Source organism: Hoylesella oralis ATCC 33269 (genome assembly GCF_000185145.2).
GTDB lineage: Bacteria > Bacteroidota > Bacteroidia > Bacteroidales > Bacteroidaceae > Prevotella > Prevotella phocaeensis.
Genome location: NZ_GL833119.1, coordinates 2,089,197 through 2,107,795, shown reverse-complemented (window position 1 = coordinate 2,107,795; position 18,599 = coordinate 2,089,197). Strand labels below are relative to the sequence as shown.

At 44.7% G+C, this 18,599-nt stretch carries 19 protein-coding genes; 12 read left to right on the top strand and 7 right to left on the bottom strand.

All coding sequences use genetic code 11. The features are described 5' to 3' along the window. Window positions 1–5 precede the first annotated feature (5 nt). From truA to dapA, 3 genes are all read left to right on the top strand, one after another. On the top strand, window positions 6–737 hold the full coding sequence (gene truA, locus HMPREF0663_RS11270) for a tRNA pseudouridine(38-40) synthase TruA (RefSeq protein ID WP_004370682.1): 732 nt from the start codon (window positions 6–8) through the stop codon (window positions 735–737). A 7-nt stretch (window positions 738–744) separates the two neighbouring features. Next, complete coding sequence (locus tag HMPREF0663_RS11265; RefSeq protein ID WP_036875478.1) at window positions 745–1,662, top strand: EamA family transporter; 918 nt, start codon at window positions 745–747, stop codon at window positions 1,660–1,662. A 70-nt stretch (window positions 1,663–1,732) separates the two neighbouring features. Beyond that, window positions 1,733–2,620, top strand: coding sequence for a 4-hydroxy-tetrahydrodipicolinate synthase (dapA, locus tag HMPREF0663_RS11260; protein WP_004370680.1), 888 nt, complete (start codon window positions 1,733–1,735; stop codon window positions 2,618–2,620). Window positions 2,621–2,783: 163 nt separating this feature from the next. Here the strand turns inward: dapA and HMPREF0663_RS11255 are convergent, their stop codons facing one another. The 6 genes from HMPREF0663_RS11255 to HMPREF0663_RS11230 all read right to left on the bottom strand — a co-directional run bounded on the left by HMPREF0663_RS11255 (window position 2,784) and on the right by HMPREF0663_RS11230 (window position 10,073). After that, on the bottom strand, window positions 2,784–3,827 hold the full coding sequence (locus HMPREF0663_RS11255) for an asparaginase (RefSeq protein ID WP_004370679.1): 1,044 nt from the start codon (window positions 3,825–3,827) through the stop codon (window positions 2,784–2,786). A gap of 17 nt (window positions 3,828–3,844) precedes the next feature. Further along, on the bottom strand, window positions 3,845–5,272 hold the full coding sequence (rlmD, locus tag HMPREF0663_RS11250; protein WP_004370678.1) for a 23S rRNA (uracil(1939)-C(5))-methyltransferase RlmD: 1,428 nt from the start codon (window positions 5,270–5,272) through the stop codon (window positions 3,845–3,847). Between the two features lie 322 nt (window positions 5,273–5,594). Beyond that, window positions 5,595–7,397, bottom strand: coding sequence for a chloride channel protein (locus tag HMPREF0663_RS11245; RefSeq protein ID WP_004370677.1), 1,803 nt, complete (start codon window positions 7,395–7,397; stop codon window positions 5,595–5,597). Between the two features lie 8 nt (window positions 7,398–7,405). After that, a complete protein-coding gene (locus HMPREF0663_RS11240) occupies window positions 7,406–7,975 on the bottom strand; it encodes an L-threonylcarbamoyladenylate synthase (protein ID WP_004370676.1) in 570 nt (189 codons plus the stop codon). 94 nt (window positions 7,976–8,069) lie between these two features. Beyond that, window positions 8,070–9,041 carry a methionyl-tRNA formyltransferase gene (gene fmt / locus HMPREF0663_RS11235; protein ID WP_016665078.1) on the bottom strand — a complete coding sequence of 324 codons (972 nt, stop codon included), beginning with the start codon at window positions 9,039–9,041 and terminating at the stop codon, window positions 8,070–8,072. Window positions 9,042–9,095: 54 nt separating this feature from the next. Beyond that, window positions 9,096–10,073 carry a GNAT family N-acetyltransferase gene (locus tag HMPREF0663_RS11230; protein WP_036875437.1) on the bottom strand — a complete coding sequence of 326 codons (978 nt, stop codon included), beginning with the start codon at window positions 10,071–10,073 and terminating at the stop codon, window positions 9,096–9,098. 117 nt (window positions 10,074–10,190) lie between these two features. On the opposite strand from HMPREF0663_RS11230, the gene HMPREF0663_RS11225 reads away from it, so the two are divergent. From HMPREF0663_RS11225 to HMPREF0663_RS11215, 3 genes are read left to right on the top strand one after another with little or no spacing between them, the layout of a single operon-like run. Continuing rightward, the gene (locus tag HMPREF0663_RS11225; protein ID WP_004370673.1) at window positions 10,191–10,709 is read left to right on the top strand and encodes a nitroreductase family protein; all 519 of its coding nucleotides are present in this window, start codon (window positions 10,191–10,193) and stop codon (window positions 10,707–10,709) included. 45 nt (window positions 10,710–10,754) lie between these two features. Beyond that, the gene (locus tag HMPREF0663_RS11220; protein WP_004370672.1) at window positions 10,755–11,273 is read left to right on the top strand and encodes a KdsC family phosphatase; all 519 of its coding nucleotides are present in this window, start codon (window positions 10,755–10,757) and stop codon (window positions 11,271–11,273) included. Between the two features lie 23 nt (window positions 11,274–11,296). Next, a complete protein-coding gene (locus tag HMPREF0663_RS11215) occupies window positions 11,297–11,869 on the top strand; it encodes a Maf-like protein (protein WP_004370669.1) in 573 nt (190 codons plus the stop codon). Between the two features lie 44 nt (window positions 11,870–11,913). On the opposite strand, the gene HMPREF0663_RS11210 is transcribed toward HMPREF0663_RS11215, so the two are convergent. Further along, window positions 11,914–13,581 carry a glycoside hydrolase family 10-like protein gene (locus HMPREF0663_RS11210; protein ID WP_004370667.1) on the bottom strand — a complete coding sequence of 556 codons (1,668 nt, stop codon included), beginning with the start codon at window positions 13,579–13,581 and terminating at the stop codon, window positions 11,914–11,916. Between the two features lie 90 nt (window positions 13,582–13,671). Here HMPREF0663_RS11210 and HMPREF0663_RS11205 point away from each other — a divergent pair, with 90 nt between their 5' ends. From HMPREF0663_RS11205 to HMPREF0663_RS11180, 6 genes are read left to right on the top strand one after another with little or no spacing between them, the layout of a single operon-like run. Then, entirely contained in the window at window positions 13,672–15,189 is a 1,518-nt protein-coding gene (locus HMPREF0663_RS11205) for a carbon starvation CstA family protein (protein WP_004370665.1), read from the top strand. A gap of 4 nt (window positions 15,190–15,193) precedes the next feature. Continuing rightward, entirely contained in the window at window positions 15,194–15,682 is a 489-nt protein-coding gene (locus tag HMPREF0663_RS11200) for a porin family protein (protein ID WP_004370663.1), read from the top strand. Further along, window positions 15,682–16,293, top strand: a complete 612-nt coding sequence (gene recR / locus HMPREF0663_RS11195; protein ID WP_004370661.1) for a recombination mediator RecR — start codon at window positions 15,682–15,684, stop codon at window positions 16,291–16,293. The genes HMPREF0663_RS11200 and recR overlap by 1 nt, the downstream gene beginning before the upstream one ends. A 9-nt stretch (window positions 16,294–16,302) precedes the next feature. Beyond that, complete coding sequence (locus HMPREF0663_RS11190; protein WP_016665083.1) at window positions 16,303–16,737, top strand: hypothetical protein; 435 nt, start codon at window positions 16,303–16,305, stop codon at window positions 16,735–16,737. A gap of 41 nt (window positions 16,738–16,778) precedes the next feature. Next, window positions 16,779–17,969: a glycosyltransferase family 2 protein gene (locus HMPREF0663_RS11185; RefSeq protein ID WP_004370655.1), complete on the top strand. Its 1,191-nt coding sequence runs from the start codon at window positions 16,779–16,781 to the stop codon at window positions 17,967–17,969. Then, the gene (locus tag HMPREF0663_RS11180) at window positions 17,966–18,490 is read left to right on the top strand and encodes a GNAT family N-acetyltransferase (RefSeq protein ID WP_004370654.1); all 525 of its coding nucleotides are present in this window, start codon (window positions 17,966–17,968) and stop codon (window positions 18,488–18,490) included. Before HMPREF0663_RS11185 ends, HMPREF0663_RS11180 begins: the two co-directional genes overlap by 4 nt. Window positions 18,491–18,599: the final 109 nt, after the last annotated feature.

Sequence of the window (18,599 nt, the reverse complement as noted above, 5' to 3'; positions counted from 1 at the left end):
AACAGATGCAGCGTTATTTCGTCTATTTTGCCTATGATGGCACTGCTTACCATGGCTGGCAAGTGCAACCCAACGGCAATTCCGTGCAGGTAGAGTTGCAGAATGCTCTTTCTGTTTTGTTGAGGCAACCTGTAGAGGTGGTGGGGGCAGGCAGGACAGATGCCGGAGTTCACGCCCGTATGATGGCAGCGCATTTCGATTTCGATACACCTGTCGATGAGGTTCAGCTTGCCTATAAGCTCAACAGGCTTTTGCCCAAGGATATTTCGGTGGATAGGGTGGTGGCGGTAGACAGTAGTATGCACGCCCGTTTCAGTGCCGTTAGCCGTACCTATCATTATTATGTACACTGCCGTAAGAACCCGTTTAAGCGTGCTTATTCCTATGAATTGCATTATCAACTCGACTTCCGTGCAATGAACGAGGTAGCCCAACATCTGTTGCAGGTAGAAGATTTCGGCGCTTTCTGCAAGTCGCATAACGATTCCAAGACCACTCTATGCCGTGTAACTCGAGCTCTGTGGGTGCAAGACGATGCAGACAGCTGGCATTTTGTTATCACTGCGAACCGTTTTCTGCGCAATATGGTGCGTGCAGTTGTGGGAACTTTGATAGATGTCGGCAGGCATCGTATCAGTAAGGAAGAGTTTATAAAGATAGTAGAGCGCCGCAACCGCACCGGTGCAGGCGAGAGTATGCCCGCACATGCGTTGTTTTTAGAAGATATAAAATATTGATATTATGATGTGGCTTGCACTGGCTTTCCTTTCTGCAATGCTCTTGGGTTTCTACGATGCATTCAAGAAAGATGCCCTGACGGGTAATGCCGTCATCCCTGTATTGTTTCTCAACACCCTTTTCTGCTCTCTTATATTCCTCCCGTTCATTGTGTTTTCGTCTGCTACACATGTGCTCGACCAATCCATTTTCCATGTTGTGTCGGGGGGATGGGAGCAGCATAAATATATTATACTGAAGAGTTGTATCGTGTTGTCGTCGTGGACGTTCGGCTATTTTGCCATGAAACATCTGCCTTTAACCATCGTCGGGCCCATCAATGCCACACGTCCGGTGATGGTGCTTGTGGGGGCTATGATTGTTTATGGCGAGCATCTCAACCTTTATCAGTGGATTGGAGTGCTGTTAGCTGTTGCTTCTTTCTTTCTTCTAAGTCGAAGTGGGAAGAAAGAAGGTATCGATTTCAAGCACGACAAGTGGATTTATTTTCTTGTACTTGCTGCGTTGCTCGGTGCTGTGAGCGGGCTTTACGACAAATACCTCATGGCGCCGGTCGAGGAAGGTGGTATAGGTATGGATCGTATGTTGGTACAGAGCTGGTTCAATATCTACCAATGCGGCATGATGTTTGTCGTTCTGTTACTGCTATGGGTGCCGTATCGCAATACTTCAACGCCGTTCCGATGGTCGTGGAGCATTGTCTTTATCAGCATCTTTCTATGTATTGCCGATTTTGTTTACTTCTATTCCCTCAGTCTTCCGGGGGCTATGATATCCATAGTTTCCATGATTCGTCGCGGTAGTGTTATCGTCAGTTTCCTTTTCGGTGCCGCCGTGTTCCACGAAAAGAACCTCAAAGGTAAAGCTATCGACCTGCTCTTGGTGCTTTTGGGCATGCTTTTCCTTTATTTCGGTTCGAAATAAAAGTGACTTATTTATTTTGCATTTCGGCAATATTGTCGTAAATTTGCAACGAAATCGTTATACATTATTTATGGCAGGTAATATTTTTAAAGGACTGGGAGTAGCCCTTATCACACCGTTTACACAGGAAAGAGAAGTCGATTATGCAGCACTTAAACGTCTTATAGAATACCAAATCGACAACGGAGCCGACTTTCTGTGTATACTTGCCACTACGGGCGAGACGCCTTGTTTGACCTTTGATGAGAAAAACAGAATAACGGAACTCGTCAAACAGACGGTAAACGGCAGAATACCTATCCTTAAATATTGCGGCGGAAACAACACTGTAGCAGTCGTAGACGAAATAAGAAACTCCGATTGGAGCGGCATCGACGGTATGTTGAGTATATGTCCGTATTATAACAAGCCCTCTCAAGAAGGGCTTTATCAGCATTTCAAAACCATTTCCGAGGCATCTCCGTTACCGGTTGTGCTTTACAATGTGCCCGGTAGAACGGGGGTAAACCTGAAAGCGGATACCACTGTACGCTTGGCAAACGACTGTTCTAACATCGTTGGAATAAAGGAAGCCAGCGGTAGTTTGGAGCAAATGGACGAGATAATAAAGAATAAACCGGCGCAATTCGATGTGATCAGCGGCGACGATGCGCTCGCTTTCTCCATGATAGCCAGCGGTGCAGCAGGTGTAATATCGGTGATCGGCAACGCTCTTCCTAAGGAATTCTCGCGCATGATACGTCTTGAATTTAAGGGAGAATACGAGCCTGCCCGCAGAATACACCACATGTTTACCGAACTCTACAGTCTTCTGTTTGTGGAAGGCAACCCTGCCGGCGTAAAAGCACTGCTCAACGATATGGGGTATATCGAGAATGTGTTGCGCCTGCCACTTGTGCCTACCACCATCAAAACCAAGCAGAAAATGGCAGAGGTACTCAAGGAAATCAGAATTTAAATAAGATATATTATTAAAAAAGATGTGCTGCGAGGCACATCTTTTTTTGTTTTGTCATATTTAGAAATATTCTCTGTGGCACATATATGTACCGCCTATGTACGGTACCTGTACTGCCTATGATCGATAGACATGCCCGCTGTTCGGCATACAGGCGCGGAGATTATTCCGTTATCGTTATTTCTCCGGCTATCGACCGGTTCATCATTCGGCGGATGGTAGTGCTGTCGTCGTAGATGGCTTGCAGATACATCAGCTTCGTAACGGCAGCCTCTACCGTACTGTCGTAACCTGTAACCACGCCAATTTGCTTCAGTTGATAGCCTGTGTCGTATCTTTCCATCTCCACACTGCCCGATATACACTGGCTGATATTAACAATCGTAACGCCTCTGGCGGCCGCCTTTTCCAGCAAATGCATAATCCAAGGCGTCTTGGGAGCGTTACCGCTGCCATACGTTCGCATCACAATGCTGCGCAATTCGGGAGCATCGAGCACGTGATGCACTATGTTTTCTTCAATTCCGGGGAACAAAGAAAAGACCACTACATTAGAATTCATGGCCGTATGTGCTGCCATAGGCTTCGAAAAGTCGGGCTGCAAAATGTGATGTTCGTGGAACACAAAGTTCACGCCCGCGTCGCACAGGTGCGGATAATTGAACGACTCGAAGGCCGAAAAGCCATCGGCGTTCTTCTTGGTACTGCGGTTTCCGCGCAGCAGAACGCCGCTGAAGTAGATACATACCTCGGGAACCATTGCCGTACCGTCGGCTTTTGCGTGCGATGCAAGTTCTATACTTGTGAGCAAGTTCTCCTTTCCGTCGGTGCGCAATAGCCCTATAGGTAGCTGACTTCCCGTAAGTATCACCGGTTTAGTGAGGTTCTCGAGCATGAAGGAGAGGGCAGAAGCCGTGTAAGCCATCGTGTCCGTGCCGTGCAGAATAACGAAACCGTCGTAACGGTTGTAGCGTTCACTGATGATAGTCACGAGCTGCGCCCACATTGCAGGGCTCATGTCACTCGAGTCGATGGCCGGATTGAACTGATAGATATCTATGTCGGTCTCCAAATAAGAGAACTCCGGCAGCTTTTTAACCAAGTGATTAAAATCCAAGGGCTCCAATGCGTTGGTATCGGGATTAAGCCCCATGCCGATCGTACCGCCGGTGTAGATGAGCAATACTTTGTTTGTGCGCTGTACCATAATATCGATTTGTTTTTTCAGGTTGTTTGTTTACGAGTTAAAAGCACCACGTTTTCCACATGTGGAGTATGCGGAAACATGTCTACGGGCTGTACGATATCCACCTTATATTGCATGTCTAAAGCTGCTAAATCGCGAGCTTGTGTCGCTGGATTGCAACTTACGTAAACTATCCGCTGCGGATTGGCCCGCAAGATGGTTTGTATAACATCGGTATGCATGCCTGCTCGTGGCGGATCAGTGATAATCACGTCGGGTTGTCCGTGCTCTCTGATGAAATCGTCCGTAAGGATATCTTTCATGTCTCCTGCAAAGAAAAGGGTGTTTTCTATGCGGTTAACGGCCGAATTTACCTTGGCGTCTTCTATCGCTTCGGGCACATATTCTATGCCGATCACCTTTTTAGCACGACCGGCCACGAAGTTTGCGATGGTTCCTGTGCCGGTATAAAGGTCGTAGACGAGTTCTTTACCCGTGAGAGAAGCCAATTCGCGGGCTACACTGTATAGGTGAAATGCCTGTTCGGTGTTGGTCTGGTAGAAGCTCTTGGGCCCTACTTTGAACCTAAGTCCTTCCATTTCCTCGAATATATGGTCGTTGCCTTTGAACACTTCTACAGGAAGATCGCCGAAAGTATCGTTGCCTTTATGGTTGTCTACATACAACAACGACGTGATTTGCGGGAACCTGTCGGCGATATGTTGCAGCAGTGTCTCTGCTTTTTGGCGATCTTCCAGTGTTTCAAGTTTGAACTGTAGCAGGAGCATCCATTCTCCGGTGTTCGAGTTGCGTATCATCATGTCGCGCAGCAGGCCGGTCTGTTGGCGGATGTCGAAGAATGAAAGGTCGTTGGCAAGGGCGTAATCGCGGATTTCATTACGTATCTTATTGTGCAAGTCGTCCATCAGATGGCATTTCTCAATGGGGTATATCTTGTCGAAAGCACCTGTAATATGGAACCCCACGGCATTCATATCGCTAAATTCTGTACCCGATGCCACCTCTTCTTTGGTAAGCCAGCGCTTGTTGGAGAAGCCGAATTCCAGCTTATTTCTATATTCTGAGGTCTTTACAGAGCCGAGTATCGGGCGTAGTTCGGGCAGTTCTACCTTTCCGATGCGCGATAATTGATCGAAAACCTGCTGCTGTTTCGCCTTTAGCTGCTCCTCGTAGGGCAGGTTTTGCCACTTGCAACCGCCGCAAATGCCGAAGTGTTCGCACATCGGTTTCTGTCGCTTGTTGCTATATTCGATAAATCTGATGACCTCGGCCTCGCAGTAATGGTGTTTTTTCTTGCGCACCTGCAGGTCTACAATGTCGCCCGGAACGGTGAAAGGCACGAAGACAACCATATCTTCAACCCGCGCCAACGACTTTCCTTCGGCGGCAATGTCTGTTATAGTTACGTTTTCAAGTATCGGTAATGCTTTCCTTTTTCTCGACATATCGTTCGCTTTTGCACCGCAAAGTTAGCGTAAAAGGTGCAATACACAAAATAAATGACTTGCTTTTTAATTAGTAACGGCTAGTATGTAACAAGGGAATGGTAGCCGTATTTGCAGGAGGAACGGAAGGCGGACGAAGCATGTGTTTATCACAGATAGCCCTTTGCCGTAAATAGATATACCATCTAAGCTCCTCAGAATGCCTATTTAAGCACCTTAGATATATGGTCTAAGCGGAGTTGTTTTTATTTTGTTTCAATGAACATGGAAAATGTAGTGTTGCGATATTGGCGGATGGCTTCGGTTACATTTTATGCGAGACCTATTCGGCTGAGTAATCTTCCACCGTTTTACGATACATGGAATAAAGACGTGTGCGCGAAATGTAACCGATAATTCGTTGGTTTACATCTACTACCGGCAAGAAATTGGTGTTCTTGGTGTCGAACTTACGCATCACTTCCTCCATCGGATCGTTAATTCCGAGCGTTGCTTGCACCGGTGTCATTATCTGTTTAACCGTAAATCGGTTATATAATTCGGTGCGAAACATTATCTGTCGTATCTTTGTAATGTCTATCTCACCGAGCAAGGTGCCCCCGCTATCTACAACAGGCAGGAAACTGCTGTGGCTTCTGCTGATAACATTCACGAGTTTGCCCAGCGGAAGATCGGGGTTGACAGGTATGAAGTCTTTATCTACAACGCTCTTTAAACTCATCAAGGTGAGTACGGAACGATCGGTATGATGCGTTATGAGCTTGCCTTCGCGTGCCAGACGCATGGCGTAGATGCTGTGGGGTTCGAAGATACTGATAGTAAGAACGGATACTATACTTACAATTATGAGCGGCATAAAGAGGGAGTAACCGCCGGTAATTTCGGCTATAAGGAAGATACCCGTAAGGGGTGCGTGCATCACACCTGCCATTACGCCCGCCATACCTAATAGAGTAAAGTTCTTTTCCGGAATATATACGCCCACTTGATTGATATTCCAAAGGCGCGCAAACAGGAACCCACCGAAGCCACCGATAAACAATGACGGTGCGAAAGTACCGCCGCATCCGCCTCCGCCGTTAGTGGCAGAGGTGGCAAATACCTTTGTGAGCAATACTAAAGCAATGTAGAGTACGAGCAATTTGCCGTGACCATAGAAGAGAGAGTTATTGAGCAGCGTGTTCCAGTCGGCCTCGGTCTGGCCTTGCAACAATATGTTGATGGAGTTATAGCCTTCGCCATAGAGCGACGGAAAGAGGAAAATGAGCGAACTCAGGATAATGCCACCCAGCATAAGTTTGGTGTATTGGTACTGTTTCAGCTGGGCGAAAACGTTCTCGCAGGCCGTCATCATGCGGATAAAATACAGACTTATGAGTCCGCAAAACAGTCCCAACAAGATACTGGGGGGTATTCTTTGGATGCTCCATGCACTGTCTAATTGAAAATTGAACATGGCATTGCCGCCCATGAATATGTAACTGAAGCAGGTAGCCGTTACGCTTGCCGTGAGAATAGGCATCAGCGAAGCCATGGAAAGATCTACCATAAGAACTTCAAGTGTAAAGACAAGGCCTGCTATCGGGGCCTTGAAAATGCCCGCAATGGCCGCCGAAGCGCCACAACCTACGAGGAGCATCAGTGTTTTATTGTCCATCTTGAACAGTTGCCCGAGGTTGCTGCCGATGGCACTTCCTGTCAATACGATGGGCGCCTCGGCCCCCACAGAGCCTCCGAAGCCTATGGTAATGGCCGAAGCCAGTACCGACGACCAGCAATTATGTCCTTTCAGATGCGACTGTTTGGTAGATATAGCGTAGAGAACCCGCGTGATACCGTGCGATATATTGTCTTTTACGACGTATTTAACGAACAAGGACGTGAGATAGATGCCCACTACAGGAAGCACAAGGTATAGCCAGTTATACGATGTATAGCTGAAACCGGCCGTGAGCAAATATTGTATTTCAGAGATAATCCAATGGAGTGTATAGGCCGCAACAGATGCCAAAAGGCCGATGAAGAACGAAAGAATGAGCGTCATCTGCCTGCGTGCCAGATGTGCATTGCTCCATCGAACGGCCCTTTCTATAAAGGTAATCTTCCTATTGTGTACGGCTTCCATCGGTAAGTTTATTTTCTGATGATGCTGACTTCTCCGTTTTTATTCAGTTTAATGATACTGCTTGGGGTATGGGGCTTATGTTCTTGGCGACGAGACCAGCATACATAGTCCACTGCATCGAGCAACTCTTGGCTGATATCACGATAGTTAGAAGCGGCAGGCTGACCGCTTATGTTGGCACTTGTGCTGACCAACGGCTTTTGAAAGCGGTAGCAAAGTTCGTGAGAGAACGGCTCTTTCGTAATTCGCATGGCTATACTGCCGTCTTCGGCAATAAGGTTAGGTGCCAAATTCACAGCATCATCGAGGATTACAGTGGTGGGCTTGGTGGCCAATTCCATAATATCCCAAGCAACATTCGGCACGTTTCTTACATATCTTTGCATGCGCACGTCGGAGTCTACGAGGCATATCAGTGCCTTAGAGTCGTCGCGTTGTTTTATTCGATATACTTTTGCCACGGCTTCGGCATTGGTAGCATCGCACCCGATGCCCCATACCGTATCTGTCGGGTATAGGATAACACCTCCCTTTTTCATTATTTCGACGGCGTTTTTAATATCTTCTGCTTGAGTCATAACGGTTGTCTTTATTTGTTTAACGGCGCAAAATTAATAATAAAATCGATAAAACGTAAGCGTGAGGCAATAAATATTGTACCGGAACAAATGCTTATTTGGCAGTATAGTTTTCTATATCGTGCATGCCGTTGAGGAAGTCTTTTGCCGTCATTCGCTTTTTGCCGGCGGGCTGAAGTTCCGTTATTTCGAGCCAATTGTCGGCAGTTGCCATGTACAGATGCGTCTTATCGACTTGCAAAATGCCCGCTTCGGCAGTGCAAGGACGGTAGGTTTTAACCGTTCGATATATTTTCAAAACGATGCTTTTGCCGTTGACATCGTTGACAAGTGTAGTCCATGCTGCCGGTATAGGGCTAAGTCCGCGCACGAAATCGTAGACGTTCTTGGCACGTCGGTGCCAGTCGATCTCGCAAGTTTCCTTAAATATTTTCGGTGCAAATTTCAAATTGCCTTCCATATCGGGCTGTGGAACGGAGGGAACATTGCCGTCTGTGGCAATTATTCGGTCTACCGTTTCTATGCACAACTCACTGCCGAGCCTCATAAGCCCGTCGTACACGTATGCTGCATCGGCATCATCGGGTATGGGGAACTCCTTTTTCATAATGATACGCCCTGTGTCTATGTTGCGATCAAGGAAGAAAGTGGTTACGCCGGTGAGCGTTTCACCATTGATGACCGCCCAGTTGATGGGCGCTGCTCCACGGTATTGCGGCAACAAGGCTGCGTGGACGTTGAACGTACCGAAACGAGGCATTGCCCATACCACTTCCGGCAACATGCGGAAGGCTACTACTATTTGCAGGTCGGCATGGTAAGATTGCAGTTCTTCAACAAAGCTCTGGTCTTTCATTTTTACCGGTTGAAGCACGGGGATGCCATGTTCTGTGGCAAACACTTTCACTGCCGATGGGTGCAGGGTGTAGTGATGTCTGCCCACAGGTTTATCGGGTTGCGTTACCACAGCCACCACATTGTATCCGTTTTCTACAAGTTTTTTCAGAGAACCTACCGCAAATTCGGGTGTTCCCATAAATATAATACGTAAATCTTTCTTATCCATACAGCATACAAAGATACAGCATGTAAACTGAAAAGCCAAAAAATATGTTACTTTTCATTCCCGATATATCCACGACAGCAAACTATTTATCCACGGTATAGATATTCTGAACCACCGATATTTGGTTACCGGTTTGCCACCGAAACTCAAAATAAAGTCTCTATGTGGGTTTTTTATCAAAGGTAGACCTGCATCCAAGAAAGACATATGGGCATAATTGTTGTCGTAAGCATACTTTATCGCATGCCAGATGGTTAGGGTATTGGGATGCAAGAACATGTATCTTTTGCGCTTGGAAGCGTGGTACCACAGAAACATATTGCCATTGTAATGCACACAGATACACCCTCCAATGACCTTATTCCTATAAAGTGTTACGAATATATGGCCATTCTGTCCGCATCCTATGGCCCGTATCTGACTTTCAGGCGGTACGAAACGCCTGATTTTCAGGCGGTAGAAGCTGTGGAGTATGGTATAGAATTGATGGATTTCTGCCTCGTTTTTTGCTTCTCGAGTTACTATTCCGAGATTGTAGGAATGCCGGATACGTTTTAGAAGTTTATTACTCAGTCTGTTTTCGGGTGGCATACTGTGCAGCGAGTTATGTATTTCTTGCCAGCTGATAGGGAAGTATCCGTTCTCTCTGAAATGCCTGTAGCCGAACATTTTGGTGCTGATATTGCTGAATTCTGCATAAAGACACAGCCTTCTTTTGAACTTTCGAGTGGTTTCGCGCAGCATTAAACCGAACACTTCTTCCTTGTTAATGCCGTCTTGATATGCCCCTTCGCCGAATATATGCCCGTGTGTATAGAGATAGGGAGGCAGTAAAGAGCCTCTCCTCCTTATGATTGCGAGCATGTGGGCTACGATGTTGCCGTGATGGTCGGTAGCAATGGCCATATAAGGAGTATGCCCCGGTGTGTCTGCAATAATCTTGAAAAGCTCCGGACTGTGGAAAAAATTGCCGTCGTTCATAACGGGCAATTCCTTTTGTTTAGAGATAATCCTAACTTTTATCTCTTTCATGTCGCAAAAATAATAAATGTTTTGTAAAAATGCAATATTCGGTAATCCTATTTGATGATTAATGGTTATCTTTGTCAGACATACATGTATGAAATATAAAACGAACAGATAGCAGCGATGGATTTTAATAATTTGGTACGAATGCGGCGTAGTTGTCGCCATTTTACTGCAGAAGAAATAAAGCCGGAAGACCTTCAGACGGTTCTCCGTGCGGCATTGATGTCGCCTACTTCTAAGGGGCAACAGGCATGGCGCTTTATTGTAGTGGACGATAAAGGCCTTATAGAGAAGATAGCCGATGCGAAAGATAAGGGTGCACAGTTCATGAAAGAGGCTCCGCTTGCCATTGTAGTTCTTGGAGATGTCCAAATGAACGACTGTTGGATAGAGGATGGTGCCATTGCAGCTATATCCATGCAGTATCAGGCTGCCGATTTAGGACTGGGTTCCTGCTGGGTTCAGATGCGTGGCCGTGGGTTGAGCGATGGGCATGCTGCCGATGAAGTGTTGCACGGGATACTCGATATTCCCGAAAATCTGCAGGTGCTGTGTGTTATTGCCATAGGTTATCCGGCAGAAAAGTCTAAGCCTAAGGCCGAAGAACGGCTTAAATGGGAGAATATTTCTATAAAATAAGCCGATTTATACAACGTTTTTTAAATCTTAGATAATTAATATTCTATGATCGATTACGACTTAAAAAAGGTGCGTGCCGTTATTTTCGATGTGGATGGTGTGCTGTCTGCCGAGACTATTCCCATGTCACAAGACGGCGAACCATTGCGTACAGTGAACATCAAAGATGGTTATGCCATACAATTGGCACAGAAATCGGGGCTTCGTATTGTAATTCTAACGGGTGGAAACACTGATGCCATAAGGGCTCGTTATGAACGTTTGGGCGTGGAAGACATATACATGGGCTGCGCCGTAAAGGTGGAGAAATACGAGCAGGTGAAGAGTGCATACGGACTTTCTGATGATGAAATCGTTTATATGGGCGATGATATTCCCGATTACGAGGTAATGAATCGGTGCGGATGTGCATGTTGTCCGGCCGATGCCGCTACCGATATAAAGGAAATCAGCCGATATGTAAGTTCCGTAAAGGGCGGTTACGGTTGTGGCAGAGATATCATTGAACAGATTTTGAGAGCGCAGGGGAAGTGGCTTTCCGATGCGAGAGCTTTCGGTTGGTAAGGGTTTTGATTAAGTGAGATGTAATGGAAATGAAGTATAAAATTATATTGGCATCCAATTCTCCCCGACGTAGAGAGTTGTTGGCCGGTTTGGATATTCCGTTTACAGTGAGAGTTGTCGAGGGTATAGCAGAGAGTTATCCATTGAATTTACCTGTACCGGAGATCCCGTTATATATTGCCAAGGAGAAAGCCGCGGCCTATGAGATTGCCGATGATGAACTCGTAATCACCGCGGATACGGTGGTAGTGTTCGATAAGAAAGAGGTATTGGGTAAACCTAAGGACGAAGAAGACGCCCGACGGATGCTTGGTTTGCTAAGTGGAAATACGCATCAGGTGATTACGGGAGTGTGTCTTACCACGACGGAGAGGCAAAGCGCCTTTGTCGTTGAGACGGATGTTACGTTCAAGGTGCTTGGTAAAGAAGAGATAGATTATTACATTGGCCGTTACAAACCTTTCGATAAGGCGGGTGCTTACGGCATTCAAGAGTGGATAGGTTACGTCGGCGTAACGTTTTTACACGGCAGTTATTTCAACGTGATGGGCTTGCCGGTGCAACGAATTTATGAAGAATTGAAGAGAATGCAATAGTTTTTATTACCGTATATTGGGTTTGAAGGAATAGTGATATTTTGTTATGGTCGTCTTTTTACGACAAAATATCCGAGTCGGTGTGATATCCCTTTTCGATTGAGTGTACGCAATGTGTATATTCCGTTAGCAATACGGCTTACATCTATTGAATTTCCGTGTTGCCTGAATGTGGCAACTACAGTTCCTGTGAGCGTTTCTATCGTAAAGTATTGTGTATCTCCTTGAAGCATGATTTGAGGGATTTGTAGGCAATAACCGTTACATGTAAGTAGGGTGGCATGTGCTTTTGTGACCGTCGTACCTGTTTGTGTACCGTATTGTGTAGCCTCGCTTTCGTTTCCATATCTATCCATTGCCGTTACTGCATAATAAAAGTCCTTTGTATTTACCAACCTTATGTACGGCTTTTGTACACGCTGTGCTATCAGATTACGGGCTTCGTTAATGTCTACAGGGTAGGTGCGACTTGCGTAAACGTTATATAATAAATAAGGTGAATGGCCCGTATTGATAGCACCAGACCAATGGAGTGTGGAAGTTGTTTGGTTAAGATATATCTTTGTAGGTGCCATTGGAGGCACAGAATGTTCCCATGTCATGGCCGGTACGAGAGCCGGATATTTGTCGAATTGTTCTGATGCAAAGGTGTATATTCCTTTGGTGTTGTCTGTAAAGAAGCGCCCTCTGAAGTAGGCATGTCCCAAACTATATTGTCGTAATACGTGCATTTCTTGGACGATGGTATCTATTTTCCAATTCTTTTCTGTTGCGGCCATGAAGTATATACCCAGCCCGGGTGCTACGATTTTGCCGTGTCTTTGTTCCGCCCAATCTATAGCGAACGGGAAAAATTGGTCTCCCTTGAAGTACATCATGGGGAAAAGTTCATCCATAAGTCCGTTGTGCAACCATCCTTGGGCATCTTGACAAACTCTCGTATAGGCATTCCATCCATAACTCCAATACCTACTTAAGTCATCGTGTTTGCCAATAGGAGAGCAACTCATCTTTACCCAAGGTTTTTCAGCTTTTACTTGATCGTGTATTTCTCGTACTATATTAGTTATATATTCTCTGCCTTTGCTGCGCGAAACTTTGATATCCCATGTTTCAGGATAACGTATGTAATCGAGATGGATGCCGTCGATATCGTAGTTGTCGGTTATTTCTTTGCAGATATTAGCTAAGTATTGGGCCGTTTGCGGATTCTCCGGATTCATGAAACCTTCTTCTCCTATGCGCCTGATGAGCGATGGATAACGCGAACGTAGCCTTCTGCATCCCAGCGCATTCCATTTGCCTACCGGTATTGTAACTACCCACGCGTGGAGTTCCATACCCCGTTTATGAGTTTCATCAATGGCAAATTGCAGAGCATCATAGTTAGGAGATTTACCATGGATGCCCGAAAGACATCCGTCCCATGGTTCGTATTGAGAGGGATAGATCACTGTGCCGCGGATGCGAGTCTGTAGTAATATGGTGTTGATACCGGCACGCTGATACAAGTCTAATAACTTTTTAAGATCGTCTTGTTGCTTTTGAATGGAAGAAACAGACTGCGCATAACCGTGAGGCCAGTCAAGTCCACCGATAGTTGTAAGCCACACTGCCCTTACTTCCCTTTTAGGATATATGTATCCGTAGCTCTGTGCATCGGTTTGAAGGAATGTGAATATTAATAGTATAATGACGAATAATCGTTTCATAAAAGTCGATTTTGTCGCAAAGGTACTTATATTTTTCTCGTTTCTCAAATTAATTATGTATTTTTGCAGAGGTATTTAAACAATCATATAATGATATCATTCATAATATCCTTATTGGCTTTAATTATAGGTTATCTGATCTATGGTCGCTTTGTGGAGCGTGTGTTCGGCCCCGATAACCGTCCGACTCCATCTGTATCGATGGCTGATGGCGTAGATTATATTACATTGCCGAACTGGAAGGTGTTCATGATTCAATTCTTGAATATTGCGGGTACCGGTCCAATATTTGGAGCTATTATGGGTGCATGGTATGGTCCGGCTTCTTACCTGTGGATTGTATTTGGCTGCATCTTTGCAGGTGCCGTGCATGATTACTTCGGTGGAATGCTTAGTGTGCGGCATGGAGGCGCCAATCTTCCCGAGTTGGTGGGAACATATCTTGGGGGGCGTGCGAGGAAAGTGATGCTTCTATTCTCGGTAATCCTTTTGATGATGGTCGGTGTTGTCTTTGTTTATAGTCCGGCTCTTATACTTAAAGACTACGTAGGTTCTACTTTTATTTGGGTTATAGCTATTTTTGCTTATTATGTATTGGCCACAATGTTGCCTATAGATAAGATTATAGGGAAGTTCTATCCTATATTTGCTTTCGCTTTATTGTTCATGGCAGTGGCATTGATGGTTGTGTTATTTGTCAAAATGCCTGCTATTCCGGAGATTTGGAGTAAGCTGGACGCTGCTAATTTGAACCATCCACAGTCGATATTAGGTACGGAGTCTTTCTTTGAGAAGAACTCCCTTTTCCCCTGTCTGTTTATCACAATTGCCTGTGGAGCTATCAGTGGCTTTCATGGAACGCAGAGTCCGTTGATGGCTCGATGCCTTGGAAGCGAGAAAATGGGGCGTCCTATCTTCTACGGTTCGATGATTACTGAGGGCATAGTAGCATTGATTTGGGCTACAGTATCCTCTTATTTCTTTTATTATGGAGGGTGGAGAGAAGTAGTAGATGCAAATGTTGTCGATCAATTTATGGCACAAGTCGGCTCAGATAATGGTAAATCATTAATACAATTCTTCTCGGCTCCTAATGTTGTAGAGAATGTATGTAGCGGATGGCTGGGTATTTTTGGCGGTATACTTGCTGTGTTCGGTGTTGTTGCAGCTCCTATTACGAGTGGCGATACGGCCTTTCGTAGTGCTCGTTTGATTATAGCAGAGGCATTACATCTTGAACAAAAGAGTGTTATAAAGCGTTTCTACATTGCATTGCCTATGTTTTTGGCAGCGATAGCGCTGTTGTTTTGGCAGATGGAAAATCCGGATGGTTTCAATATAATATGGCAATGGTTCGGATGGTCTAACCAAACGCTTGCCGTATTTACATTGTGGACGGTAACCGTATATCTTGTCATTCGAAAGAAGGCATTTGTTATTTCGCTGATTCCTGCATTGTTTATGACAGCCGTATGTTCTACCTATATTTTCATCAGCAATCAGGCATTGGCACTTAACCATACATTGGCTTATGTTTTGGGTATGGGATGTATGGGTATGGCAGCCCTATGGTTCTTTATTTGGTATTACAAACAAACTAAAAAATAATTTTATGAAAAGAAAAATTGCTTTTATTCTATTTTCTTTGTTGGTAACGTTTACTGCCAGTGCGCAGTTTGAACAAGACAAGGTATATGTTGGTGGATCACTTACAGGTCTAAATCTTAGTTACAATGGCTTGAGTAATTTCAACGTCGGTTTGCAGGCTCAAGCCGGATACATGGTTGATGATGACCTGCTGGTTCTCGCTCAGGCATCGATACAGCATAATGGTACCGAGGGTGTACCGGATAATATCTCTGTTGGAGTAGGCGGTCGATATTATATTGAACAGAATGGTATTTATTTAGGAGTGAACTGCAAATTGCTTCATGCCAACCATAATTACAATGATATCATGCCGGGTGTGGAAATCGGTTATGCTTTCTTCATCAGTCGTACGGTAACGATAGAGCCGGCAATTTATTATGACCAGTCATTTAAGAAGCATAGCGACTATTCTACCTTCGGTCTGAAAGTTGGCATAGGCGTATATCTATAATGGATCAGCAATATCCATCGGCATTGCTTGAAAAAGCGGTTAACGAATTTTCCAAGTTACCCGGTATCGGACGTAAGACAGCCTTGCGACTCGTACTTCATTTGTTGAGGCGAAGTAATGAGGATGTGGAAACATTTTCTACAGCCATTACAACAATGAAGCAGCATATCAAATACTGTAACGTATGTCATAATATCAGTGATACAGATGTATGTTCTATTTGTTCCGACTCTCATCGCGATGCTTCTACAATCTGTGTGGTAGAAAACATACAGGATGTAATGGCTGTTGAAAATACGCAACAGTTCAGGGGATTGTACCATGTTCTTGGCGGTATAATTTCGCCAATGGATGGCATTGGCCCTAACGACTTGGAAATAAATTCGCTCGTAGAAAGGGTGATGCAAGGAGGAATAGACGAGATTATTCTTGCGTTGAGTTCGACGATGGAGGGCGATACGACCAATTTTTATATATCACGTAAGCTTCAATCTTTTCCTGTTAAATTAAGTGTCATTGCACGAGGAATATCGGTAGGAGATGAATTGGAATATACTGATGAAGTAACCTTGGGGCGTTCGATACTTAATCGAACGCCATTCAATAAATAGTATTCAGTCATGCGAAGAGTCCGTAATATACTGTCAATAGAGTTTTATCTGTCTATCTTCGTTTCTTTGATGATCGTTATTTTATTCGAGAACGACATTTTGCTTTCCGGAGAATGGGCAGCAGACAAACCGTGTGAATTTACTGTATTGTCTGTCATGGAGCTGCTAACAATCATCACTATTCCGTTATCTTTACGATTATTCAAATTCAAACGGGTAAACCGTGATCTTACCACGAGTGATAATCGTGAGATACAATTAACAAAATGGGGGTTGATACGACTGAGCATGCTTTGTTTTCCCATGCTTGTCAACACTCTATTTTATTATCTTTTTATGAATGTAGCATTCGGCTATATGGGTATCATCTTGTTTTTATGTCTTTTCTTTATAGTTCCTACGACGGATCGCTGCATAGAGGAAACTACGTTGAAAGAAGAATAAAAGAAGCCAGACAGTAATTAAATAAAATACGAGTTAAAGGTTTGAAACTCTCCGTTATCATAGTCAGCTATAATGTAAGGTGTTACCTGTCGCAATGTCTTGTTTCTCTGCAGCGAGCACTCGAGGGTGTCGAGGCCGAAGTTTATGTGGTAGACAACCATTCACATGACGATACAGTAAGTTATATTAAGGAGATTTTTCCATACGTGAAGCTCGTTGCGAGCAATCATAATTATGGCTTTGCGCGTGCCAACAATATTGCTATCCGACAAAGCGAGGGCGAGTATGTGCTGTTGATCAACCCAGATACGTTTGTAGGAGAAGATGTTGTTAGAGAGAGTGTGGCCTTTATGGATACTCATCCGAACGCCGGAGGAGTGGGAGTGAGGATGCTAAAGGCCGACGGCAGTAATGCCTTGGAATCGCGTCGAGGATTGCCGACGCCGTTGACAGCTTTTTATAAAATGTGCGGCCTTTGTGCCAAATATCCGCGAAGCAGGCGTTTTGGTCGTTATTACATGGGGTATCTCGCATGGAACCGGCCCGAACGTATTGAGATTATCAGCGGTGCTTATTGCATGCTGCGCCATAGCGTACTCGATAAAATAGGCTTACTTGACGAAGATTTCTTCATGTATGGAGAAGACATCGACCTGTCTTACCGCATTATCAAGGCCGGATATGAGAATTGGTATTTGCCTTTATGTATTCTGCATTACAAAGGAGAGAGCACAGAGAAGTCATCTTTCCGTTATGTACATGTGTTTTATGAGGCGATGCTTATCTTTTTCAGAAAGCACTACAGCCATACTACCATGCTGATAAATCTTCCGATTAAGGCTGCCATTTTCTTTAAGGCTTCGTTTGCACTGGGTAGAATGCTAACGGAGAGGGTGGAGAAGAATCTTGGTTTTTTCAGAATGCGCCGTTATAAGCAGCCGTTATATGTGTTTGTGGGTAATGCCGATGTACTTGCAGCATGCAGAAGGCTTTCTAAGGAACGCGGGCTTTATGCCGTATTTTTTGAAGGTAACGAACAAACATTGCCCGAAGGGCATCTCTCTTTAGATATTCCTGAGGTGGAAAAGGCTTATATCGTTTACGATATCGATGCCTATAGTTTCCAAAAGATATTGAGCAATTTTGCCTTAAATCCTCGATCTGGTGTGATTATCGGCACTTACGATCGTCGTTCGGGCATTGTTATAACACCGGAAGACATAATTTCATGACACCATCCAATCAAAAAACATCGCAGGTAATTTTGAGAGCTATCGAGCCTGAAGACCTCGATACGCTGTACATGATAGAGAATAACATAGAGTTATGGAATGTGGGTACAACCAATGTGCCTTACTCACGTTACATGCTCCACGACTATATTGCTAACGCAGCCGGCGATATTTATACTGACAAACAGGTAAGGTTCATGATTGAAAACAGCCAAAAAGAAACGGTAGGCATAGTAGATATCGTGGATTTCAATCCGCGTCATCAGCGTGCAGAGATTGGCATCGTCATTCAAAACCGTTATCGGGGATTGGGGTATGCCAAGCATGCATTGGTCAAAATTGTCGATTATGCCTTGAAAGTATTGCATCTGCACCAGTTGTATGCTATTGTGGAAATGGAGAATACCGACTCTGTCAATCTTTTTTCCCAGCTCGGCTTCGAGCAGAACACAATGCTGAAAGACTGGCTTTACGATGGTCACGAATATCATGATGCCATTGTAATGCAGTTGTTTTTGTAAGAGTTCCATCTCTCATTAATAGAATTTGTATTATTTAATGAGGGTATTGAAGAAAAGTGCCAATTTTGTTTTATTGATATTTTTGCGGTAGATGGCATTTTCGATATTA

Excerpts from the sequence above, each read along its gene's own strand:
- HMPREF0663_RS11180 (WP_004370654.1), top strand. The coding sequence starts at position 17,966 with ATGACACCATCCAATCAAAAAACATCGCAGGTAATTTTGAGAGCTATC.
- fmt (WP_016665078.1), bottom strand. The coding sequence starts at position 9,041 with ATGGATAAGAAAGATTTACGTATTATATTTATGGGAACACCCGAATTT.
- HMPREF0663_RS11245 (WP_004370677.1), bottom strand. The coding sequence starts at position 7,397 with ATGGAAGCCGTACACAATAGGAAGATTACCTTTATAGAAAGGGCCGTT.
- truA (WP_004370682.1), top strand. The coding sequence starts at position 6 with ATGCAGCGTTATTTCGTCTATTTTGCCTATGATGGCACTGCTTACCAT.
- dapA (WP_004370680.1), top strand. The coding sequence starts at position 1,733 with ATGGCAGGTAATATTTTTAAAGGACTGGGAGTAGCCCTTATCACACCG.
- HMPREF0663_RS11225 (WP_004370673.1), top strand. The coding sequence starts at position 10,191 with ATGGATTTTAATAATTTGGTACGAATGCGGCGTAGTTGTCGCCATTTT.
- HMPREF0663_RS11255 (WP_004370679.1), bottom strand. The coding sequence starts at position 3,827 with ATGGTACAGCGCACAAACAAAGTATTGCTCATCTACACCGGCGGTACG.
- HMPREF0663_RS11240 (WP_004370676.1), bottom strand. The coding sequence starts at position 7,975 with ATGACTCAAGCAGAAGATATTAAAAACGCCGTCGAAATAATGAAAAAG.
- HMPREF0663_RS11230 (WP_036875437.1), bottom strand. The coding sequence starts at position 10,073 with ATGAAAGAGATAAAAGTTAGGATTATCTCTAAACAAAAGGAATTGCCC.
- recR (WP_004370661.1), top strand. The coding sequence starts at position 15,682 with ATGGATCAGCAATATCCATCGGCATTGCTTGAAAAAGCGGTTAACGAA.
- HMPREF0663_RS11205 (WP_004370665.1), top strand. The coding sequence starts at position 13,672 with ATGATATCATTCATAATATCCTTATTGGCTTTAATTATAGGTTATCTG.
- HMPREF0663_RS11215 (WP_004370669.1), top strand. The coding sequence starts at position 11,297 with ATGGAAATGAAGTATAAAATTATATTGGCATCCAATTCTCCCCGACGT.
- HMPREF0663_RS11190 (WP_016665083.1), top strand. The coding sequence starts at position 16,303 with ATGCGAAGAGTCCGTAATATACTGTCAATAGAGTTTTATCTGTCTATC.
- HMPREF0663_RS11210 (WP_004370667.1), bottom strand. The coding sequence starts at position 13,581 with ATGAAACGATTATTCGTCATTATACTATTAATATTCACATTCCTTCAA.
- rlmD (WP_004370678.1), bottom strand. The coding sequence starts at position 5,272 with ATGTCGAGAAAAAGGAAAGCATTACCGATACTTGAAAACGTAACTATA.
- HMPREF0663_RS11265 (WP_036875478.1), top strand. The coding sequence starts at position 745 with ATGTGGCTTGCACTGGCTTTCCTTTCTGCAATGCTCTTGGGTTTCTAC.
- HMPREF0663_RS11220 (WP_004370672.1), top strand. The coding sequence starts at position 10,755 with ATGATCGATTACGACTTAAAAAAGGTGCGTGCCGTTATTTTCGATGTG.
- HMPREF0663_RS11200 (WP_004370663.1), top strand. The coding sequence starts at position 15,194 with ATGAAAAGAAAAATTGCTTTTATTCTATTTTCTTTGTTGGTAACGTTT.